The sequence below is a fragment of the Stenotrophomonas sp. 2YAF22 genome (genome assembly GCF_052114665.1).
GTDB lineage: Bacteria > Pseudomonadota > Gammaproteobacteria > Xanthomonadales > Xanthomonadaceae > Stenotrophomonas > Stenotrophomonas indicatrix.
The window spans coordinates 1-8227 of record NZ_JBFRFE010000129.1; the positions used below are offsets into that span (position 1 = coordinate 1).

At 67.1% G+C, this 8227-nt stretch carries 6 protein-coding genes; 3 read left to right on the forward strand and 3 right to left on the reverse strand.

Features of this window, described 5'->3' with window-relative positions; genetic code table 11:
* Positions 1-377: helix-turn-helix transcriptional regulator (locus AB4Y84_RS07425; protein ID WP_442249939.1), on the reverse strand; the 377-nt coding region annotated here is incomplete at its 3' end.
* On the reverse strand, positions 377-1012 hold the full coding sequence (locus tag AB4Y84_RS07430; RefSeq protein ID WP_442244459.1) for an NAD-dependent epimerase/dehydratase family protein: 636 nt from the start codon (positions 1010-1012) through the stop codon (positions 377-379). The genes AB4Y84_RS07425 and AB4Y84_RS07430, both read right to left, overlap by 1 nt.
* 106 nt (positions 1013-1118) lie before the next feature.
* Between AB4Y84_RS07430 and AB4Y84_RS07435 the strand changes: the two genes are divergently transcribed.
* Positions 1119-2657 (forward strand): diguanylate cyclase domain-containing protein, encoded by a 1539-nt coding sequence (locus tag AB4Y84_RS07435; protein WP_442249940.1) that lies wholly within the window; start codon positions 1119-1121, stop codon positions 2655-2657.
* 87 nt (positions 2658-2744) lie between these two features.
* Here the strand turns inward: AB4Y84_RS07435 and AB4Y84_RS07440 are convergent, their stop codons facing one another.
* Positions 2745-3671 carry a DUF808 domain-containing protein gene (locus tag AB4Y84_RS07440; protein ID WP_442244458.1) on the reverse strand — a complete coding sequence of 309 codons (927 nt, stop codon included), beginning with the start codon at positions 3669-3671 and terminating at the stop codon, positions 2745-2747.
* A gap of 212 nt (positions 3672-3883) precedes the next feature.
* On the opposite strand from AB4Y84_RS07440, the gene AB4Y84_RS07445 reads away from it, so the two are divergent.
* Positions 3884-5527, forward strand: coding sequence for an ABC1 kinase family protein (locus tag AB4Y84_RS07445; RefSeq protein ID WP_243378189.1), 1644 nt, complete (start codon positions 3884-3886; stop codon positions 5525-5527).
* Between the two features lie 260 nt (positions 5528-5787).
* A complete protein-coding gene (locus AB4Y84_RS07450; RefSeq protein WP_442244457.1) occupies positions 5788-7893 on the forward strand; it encodes a phosphoglycerol transferase I in 2106 nt (701 codons plus the stop codon).
* Positions 7894-8227: the final 334 nt, after the last annotated feature.

An 8227-nucleotide genomic window follows, 5' to 3' on the forward strand; every position in this document is an offset into this window, starting at 1 on the left:
CCCACCCGCAGGCCGCTGTCACGCAGCGCCTCGCGTCGCGCCGCCGGCAGCACATGCGCAATGCGCGCCAGGGCATCACGCGCGGCCTCGGCCAGGGCCGGCTCGGTGCGTGCCGCCACCCAGCGCAGGCCCAGCACCAGCGCGTCGATCTCGGCCGGTGGCAAGGTCAGCGGCGGCAGCACATCGCCCGGTTCCAGCTGGTAGCCGACACCGGCTTCCCCGCGCAGATCGGCGCCCTGCTCGCGCAGCGTTTCAATATCGCGGTACAGCGTACGCAGGCTGATGCCCAGTTCTTCGGCCAGCGCCTGCCCGGCCACCGGCCGGCGATGGCGGCGCAGCACCTGCAGCAGCTGGTTCAGGCGCAGCGCGCGGGACATCAGCCGACCAGATCGCGCGACGGCACCACGTGCTCGCCCGGCTTTGCCGCCAGCGCCGCATCCACCAGCACGTGTGCAATCTCCGGTGCCGGATTGATCCGCCAAGCACGTGGCAACATCGGCCCCAGCACACCCAGCACCTGCAGCGCGAAGTGTTCGCCACGGCGGACCTCCTGCCGCTCACCGCCGATCAGCCCCGGCCGCACCAGCGTCAGCGACGGGAAACCCAACGCGCGCAGGTCGCGCTCCAGCTCGCCTTTGACCCGGCTGTAGAAGATCGACGAACGCGGGTTGGCGCCTGCGGCCGAGTTCAGCGCGAAGGCCTGGGCACCCTGCGCAAGGGCCAGGCGGGCGAAGTCCAGCGGGTAATCGTGGTCGATGCGATGGAACGCCTCGCGGCTGCCGGCCTGGGCGATGGTGCTGCCCAGGGCGCAGATCACCGCGTCCACCCGGGCCCAGTCCGGCGCATCGGGCAGCCGGGCGAAGTCGAGCACCGGGTTGTGCAGTTTCCCGTGCGGCGCAGCCAGCGGGCGGCGGCTGGGCGCGACCACGGCGCTGCAGCGGGGGTCGGCCAGCAGCTGCGACAGGGCGTGGCCTCCGACCAGTCCCGTCGCCCCCAGCAACATCACACGCATACCCACCTCCACTGCGGCATCCTGTCACCCATCCTATCGGTTCAAGCCACCGCCGGTTGCGCCGATATGCTGTGACCAGCCCCCCTGCCATCCCAGGATGCGTTCCATGACGGACCAGCCCGACCCCCGCCCTGCCCCCGGCACCGCCATCGGGCCGCCTGCGCGCGTGCGCGCGGTGGTCGATGACGGGCGCGGCGATCGGGTGGTACTGCAGGGTGGTGGCAGCGTGGCGTTGCAGCAGCTGTTTGCCGGGGCCGATGCCCCCGAGCCGCTGCTGGCCGCCTTCGCCAATGGCATGGCCACCCTGCCGGGTGAGCTGGGCGACATGGGTGATCGCCTGCAATCGGCGCAGGCCAGTGCCGACTGGCCGCGCTATGGCCGGGCGATGCGGCAGCTGATCGATAAATACATCCGCACCATCGACCAGCACTCGCCCGATGGCCAGCCCGACAGCCTGCGCCTGTCCGAGCAGCTGCGGTTGCTGCTGGGCGGCGCGGTGGTCGCGCTGCTGCAGCACGATCCCGACCTGCGCGAGCAGGCGCAGGCCCTGGCCGTACGCCTGCGCCAATGGCAACCGGGCGCGGCACTGGAACCGATCGAACAGGGCGCGCGCGAGCTGGGCCACCAGATCGGCGTGCGCGCCGAAAGCTGGCAGGAACAGCAGGCGTTGTTGCTTGAGTTGTTCGCCCTGCTGCTGGAGAACGTCAGCGAGCTGCTGGATGACCGCAGTTGGCTGCAGGGCCAGATCGCGGCCGTGCGCCAGTTGCTGGCCGGGCCGCTGGAAGCCGAATCGGTCGAGCGCACCCGCGCCGAGCTGCGCGAGGTGATCTACAAGCAGGGCCTGCTGCGGCAGGGAATCGACGATTCGAAAGCGGCCATGCGTAGCTTGATGGGCGAGTTCATCGAGCGCATGGATGGCATGGCTGCCAGCACCGGTGAATACCACGACCGCATCGGCAGCTACGCGCTGCAGTTGCGCGAGGCGCGCAGCATCGCCGACCTCAACCACCTGCTGCAGGAAGTGATGCAGGACACCGGCAAAGTGCAGCAGCAGGCGGCGCAGGCGCGCGATCACCTGGCCAGCGCGCGGCAGGAAGTGGAACGCGCCGAACAGCGCATCAACCAGCTGGAGCAGGATCTGCGCGCGGCCGGCGATCTGGCGCGTATCGACCCGTTGACCCAGGCCCTGAACCGCCGTGGCCTGGATGAACTGCTGCAGCGCGAGCTGGCCCGCGCCGCACGCAACCACTCGCCGCTCGGACTGGCGGTGATCGACCTGGATGATTTCCACCAGACCAACGACGAACACGGCCATGCCGGCGGCGACGCGCTGCTGCAGCACCTGGTGGCGGTGTGCCGCCTGCTGCTGCGTGCCACCGATGGCATCGCCCGGCTGGGCGGCGACGAGTTCGTGCTGGTGCTTCCCGAAACCCCCGGCGCGGACAGCATGGCCACGGTGCAGCGGCTGCAGCGCTCACTGGCGCATCGCGTGCTGACCCTGCAGGAGCGGCGCATACCCGTGYATTTCAGTGCGGGCCTGGCGCAATGGCAGCCAGGCGACGATGCCGATACGCTGCTGCGACGCGCCGATGACGCGCTGTACGCGGCCAAGCGCCAAGGCAAGAACCGGGTACACGCGGGCTAGCTCGTCGGTGGGTGCCAACCTTGGTTGGTGCTTGCGGGAATAAAACCGCCGACCAAGGTCGGCCTCTACCGGGCAGTGGGCCGGCGCTTACTTGCCGCGCAGCTTCTGCACGCCAGTCACCGCCGCCAGCACGATGGCACCGGCGATGATGCCGACCACCATGTTGCCCAGCGCGTTGACCAGCCAGCCCCACTGGCCTTCCCCGCCCAGCGCCTGCACCGCGTGGTGCAGCGCCGGCACGTTGTGCACCAGGATGCCGCCGCCGACCAGGAACATCGCCGCGGTACCGGCCACCGACAGGAACTTCATCAGCCACGGTGCCGACACCAGCAGGCCGCGGCCAACTGCCGCCAGCGCGGCGCCCTTGCGCGACAGGTACAGGCCCAGGTCGTCCAGCTTGACGATGCCGGCGACCAGCCCGTAGACGAACACGGTCATCGCCAGCGCGATCACCACCAGGGTGCTGACCTGGTTGATGAACGACGCCGTCGCAACCACGCCCAGCGACAGCACGATGATTTCGGCCGAGAGGATGAAGTCGGTGCGGATCGCGCCCTTCACCTTGTCCTTTTCCCACGCGACCATGTCCACCTGCGCATCGGCCAGCGCCTTGCGTCGCTCAGCCTGGTGTTCGGCGTCCTCATCGGCGGAATGCAGGAACCGGTGCGCCAGCTTCTCCACGCCCTCGAAGCACAGGAAGGCGCCGCCGATCATCATCAGCGGCACGATCAGCGGCACGTTCCAGCCGCGGCTGTGCAGCCAGGCTTCCAGCGCGCTGATCGCCAGCGCCGCCGGCACCAGGATCACCTTGTTCACCAGCGAGCCCCTGGCCACCGCCCACACCACCGGCAGCTCGCGGTTGGCGTTGACGCCGGTCACCTGCTGCGCGTTCAGCGCCAGGTCGTCGCCCAGCACGCCGGCGGTCTTCTTGGCGGCGACCTTGGTCAGTACCGAGACGTCGTCGAGCAGGGAGGCGATATCGTCGAGCAGGGCAAACAGGCTGGCACCGGCCATGGGGGATCCAGTAAAGGGAATGAGCGGATTCTGACCGATCCGGCGCCACCTGCGGTAGCGGGTTCACCGCGCGCCCACCGGGCGGCAGGGACACTGGAAGCGTAATCCGGTCTCGCCGGCGGCGGGATCACGGACATCGGGTCGTCGTCTTCGAGGAGTGTCGTTTGAGCAATCCGTCCACCGCCACAGGCAATCCCCCGCTGATCCGGGGCATGAACCGGCGCAGCCAGATCCTGCGCCTGCTGATGCGCTACCGCCATTCCGGCGTGTTCTCCGGCATGAACCTGGACGCTGCCGGCAGCCACACCGACGTGCCACCGGACGGCAATCCGGAGCAGTTCGTCAGTGACCTGGAAGCACTGGGGCCCACCTTCGTCAAGCTCGGGCAGATGCTGTCGACCCGCCCGGACATGGTGCCGGTGGAGTTCGCCACTGCGCTGGAGCGGATGCAGGAGAAGGTGGCCGAGATTCCGGTGGAACGCATCCACGCCATCGTCGAGCAGGAACTGGGTGCACCGGTGAACAAGCTGTTCGCCGCATTCGACCCACAACCGCTGGGCTGCGCGTCGATCGCCCAGGTGCACCGCGCGGTGCTGCATGACGGTCGCGAGGTGGCGGTGAAAGTGCAGAAGCCCGAAGTGGCCGCGCAGCTGCGTTCGGATCTGGAAGTGCTGCGCAGCTTCGCCCTGGCCGCCGACCATCTGACCCAGATCGGTCGCCGCGTGCGCCTGCGCGACTGGCTCAACGAATTCGCCAAGACGCTGATGCAGGAGCTGGACTACCACGCCGAGGCCGAGAACCTGTCGCGCTTCGGCCGGCACTTGAAGCCGTTCCGGCGCCTGTGGATTCCGCAGCCGCTGTGGGACTACAGCAGCCATCGCGTGCTGACCATGGAACTGGCCACCGGCGTGCGCGTGGATGCCATTCCCGATGTGCGCCGCACCGAACAGGCGATGGATCCGCTGGCGGCGGCGCTGATCCGCGGTTACCTGGACCAGATCTTCGTGCACGGCGAAATCCATGCCGACCCGCATCCCGGCAACCTGCGGGTGATGCCTGATGGGCGCTTGGCCATCTTCGACCTGGGCATGGTCGCGCACATGCCACCGCGGCTGCGCGAGCGCCTGCTGAAGATCCTGTTTGCCGCCGTCGATGGCCGCGGCGAGGAAGTGGCCGACGACCTGATCAGCATCAGCACGCGGCTGGAGGCATTCGATGAGGAGCGCTACCTGCGCGAGACCGGCCAGCTGATCGCACGCTATGCCGCCAGCGCCAATTTCTCCGAAGGGCGCGTGGTGCTGGACATGGTGCGCATTGCCACCTCGTCCGGATTGCGCACGCCGCCGGAGCTGAGCCTGCTGGGCAAGGCGCTGCTCAACCTTGAAACCGTATGCCGCCTGCTGGCACCAGACCTTGATACGCGCCGCATCGTCGAACGCCAGCTGCAACACGTGATGCGTGCGCGCCTGAAAAAATCGCTGTCGGCCGCCAACCTGGCCAGCGAGGCGATGGAGCTGCAGCAACTGCTGCGCGACGGGCCGCGCAAGCTGTCGGACATCATGGCGCTGCTGGCCGAGAACCGCCTGCAGATGAAGGTGACCGGGCTGGAAGAATCGCGGCTGATGGAGAACCTGCAGAAGATCGCCAACCGCGTGGCCGCCGGCATCATCAGCGCCGCGTTGATCATGGCGGCGGCAATGATGATGAAGATCGACACGGGCTGGCATGTGCTGGGCTATCCCGCCATCGCACTGGTGCTGTTGTTGATCGGCGTGGTGCTTGGGCTGGGCATCGTGACCAGCGCATTGTTGTTCGATCGCCGTGCGCGCTCGCGCGAGGAACGCGGGCATCGATAGCGTCGTATCCACGCACGACGTGGATCAGCGAAAACAGTGAATTCATGCGGTTTTTAATGCAATCGAGCGTGAGTTTTCACGCTCGTTTTACGTTCGCGGCATGATATCGCGCGCACGATTTCAACAAACATTTCAGTCAGGTTCGTGCATGCACTATCGGGTCATCGGCCTGTCATGCAGATGTGCTTGCAGCAGCGCCGGTCGGATGGACACGCGTCGGTACGACGTCCATCGCCACCCCGTCACTGCCGAAGCTGCCTATGCTCTGGATTCTGCTGCTGTCGCTGTTGCTGCTGTCCTGGTTGTTCCTCGCGTCCGCAAAGTGGGTGTGGTGGAAAGCAGGCTTGTTCTCGCTGTTGCTGCTGGCGCTCAGTGCCTGGTGGCTGATCGACAAGCTGTCCGGCGACGGACTCAACGCCGCCACCCTGTACCACCTGGGTGCGGACATGGAAGGCGCCGGTGTCGCCGACTTCAAGGGCTATATCGCCGGCTTCATCGTGCTGGCCGCCGTGTCGCTGCTGCCGCTGTTCGCTACGCGGGTGAAGCGTTGGCGCCGCCCCACGGCCGGTGGTGCGTGGTTTGCCGGTTTCGCCGCGCTGTGGGTGGCGGCGATCATGATCAGCCCACTGGCCCGCGATGGCCAACGCCTGTACCAGCAGCTGCGCCCGGTGGATTTCGCCCGTATCGCCCCCGAATACCAGGTGCCCACGCAGGCCCTGCAGCGCCCACGCAACATCGTCTGGATCTACGGCGAGAGCCTGGAGCGCACCTATCTGGATGAGGCCGTGTTTCCCGGCCTGATGCCCAATCTCAACCGCCTGGCGGCCAGGTCGCTGGATGTACGCGGTCTGGCCTCGGCCGAAGGCGGTGGCTGGACCATCGCCGGCCTGGTGTCGTCGATGTGCGGCGTGCCGCTGACCACCTCGCAGGGTGATGAGAACAGCATGGACCGCATGGGCAGCTTCCTGCCCAAGGCCGTGTGCCTGGGTGATTATCTCAAGCAGCAGGGCTACACCAACCATTACCTGGGTGGTGCCAACGGCCAGTTCGCCGGCAAGGGCCAGTTCCTGGCCAGCCACGGCTTCGATGAAGTGCATGACCTGGCGTGGTTCAAGCAGCAGAAGAAGATCGGCCGTATCCACTACTCGGCGTGGGGCGTGCATGACGACGTGCTGCTGGACACCGCCTACCAGCGCTTCGAGCAGCTGTCGCGACAGGATGCGCCGTTCATGCTGACCACGCTGACCATGGACACGCACCACCCGGCCGGGCACCTGCCGGTGGCCTGCAAGGGCGAGCGCTACCAGAGCCAGTACGGCAACATCGGCATGCTCAATGCGCTCAAGTGCACCGACCGCCTGATCTCGCAGCTGGTCGAACGCATCCAGGCCAGCCCGTACGGCAAGGACACGTTGATCGTGATCGCCTCCGATCACCTGGCCATGCCCAATGACCTCAGCCATATCCTGACCAAGCAGAAGCGCGAGAACCTGCTGTTGTTCCTCGGTGATGGCGTCGCCCCGCGCCAGCTGGCCGCTGAAGACGGCTCGACCCTGGATTCCGGGGCCACCCTGCTCAGCCTGCTCGATCCGAACCTGCAGACGATGGGCTTTGGCCGTTCGCTGCTGGACGACAAGCGCGCGCCGAGTGCCAGCGCCGCGGCACGCCGCGATGGCGGCCGCGACTATCCGCAGTACCTGGCCTTCGCCCGCTCGCTGTGGCTGGGTGAGCCGACGCGGCAGCTGAAGATCGACGGCCATGACCAGGTGGTGGTGGGCCTGCAGCACGTGCAGCCGCCGGTGCTGCTGGAATACGACAAGGACTGGGACCTGAAATCGGTGTACCTGGAAAACACCTCGCGCCAGTTCGACGATGCCGACCCGGACAACACGCTCGCCTACGTTGATCGCTGCACCGCGTTCGAGGATGGCTCGGCCGACGGCGACTGGTGCGCGCTGCTGGTGAACCGCGACAACGGCATCAAGCTGTACCGGGACGGCCAGCTGCGCAACGGCATCGACGTGGATGCACCACTGGATGCGTTCCAGGGCCCCCGCCCCAGCGTGCGCCAGGCACACATGATCACGCAGAAGGGCCGCCGTACCCGCGCCGGCCAGTACATGCTGCAGCTGGTGGCGAGCACGCGCCCGGATCGCGGTTTCTGGATCGAAGCGGTGTCCTCGCAGCGCAAGGTGGTGCTGGCCCAGCAGTGGGTGCAGCCCGATGCCGATGGCAAGATCAACGTGTCATTCGGGCTCGACCACGAAGTGGATGATCTGGAAATCCGCGCGTGGTTGAACCATGCCGAGAAGCTGGCGGTGGATACGTTCGCACTGGTGCCCTCGCGCGGCCGACCGCGGGGGTAAAGGGGTTCGGCAGGGCTGCGCCCTGCACCTGCTACGAGCCGAAGCAACGGCAACAGCGACAGCGACAGCTGGCATTCCGTGGGATGGCGGGGCACTGTGGGTTTGCGGGGCCGCCGCAAGTACGTCCGTGTAGGCTTGGTCGCCGCATCCATGCGGCTCACACCCCGCAAACCCACAGTGCCCCACCTTCGACAGTTTCCCGGTGGTCAGTAGATCCAYGCCATGCGTGGATGAATSTCCAWCGRRATCGAATATTYMGAYAATTGATCGAARWGCATCCACGCATSGCGTGGATCTACGTGWCGACCARGGTCGACACCYACCAACAGCAGCG

Coding starts and splice junctions, on each gene's coding strand:
- AB4Y84_RS07430 (WP_442244459.1), bottom strand. CDS start 1,012: ATGCGTGTGATGTTGCTGGGGGCGACGGGACTGGTCGGAGGCCACGCC.
- AB4Y84_RS07450 (WP_442244457.1), top strand. CDS start 5,788: ATGCTCTGGATTCTGCTGCTGTCGCTGTTGCTGCTGTCCTGGTTGTTC.
- AB4Y84_RS07440 (WP_442244458.1), bottom strand. CDS start 3,671: ATGGCCGGTGCCAGCCTGTTTGCCCTGCTCGACGATATCGCCTCCCTG.
- AB4Y84_RS07445 (WP_243378189.1), top strand. CDS start 3,884: ATGAACCGGCGCAGCCAGATCCTGCGCCTGCTGATGCGCTACCGCCAT.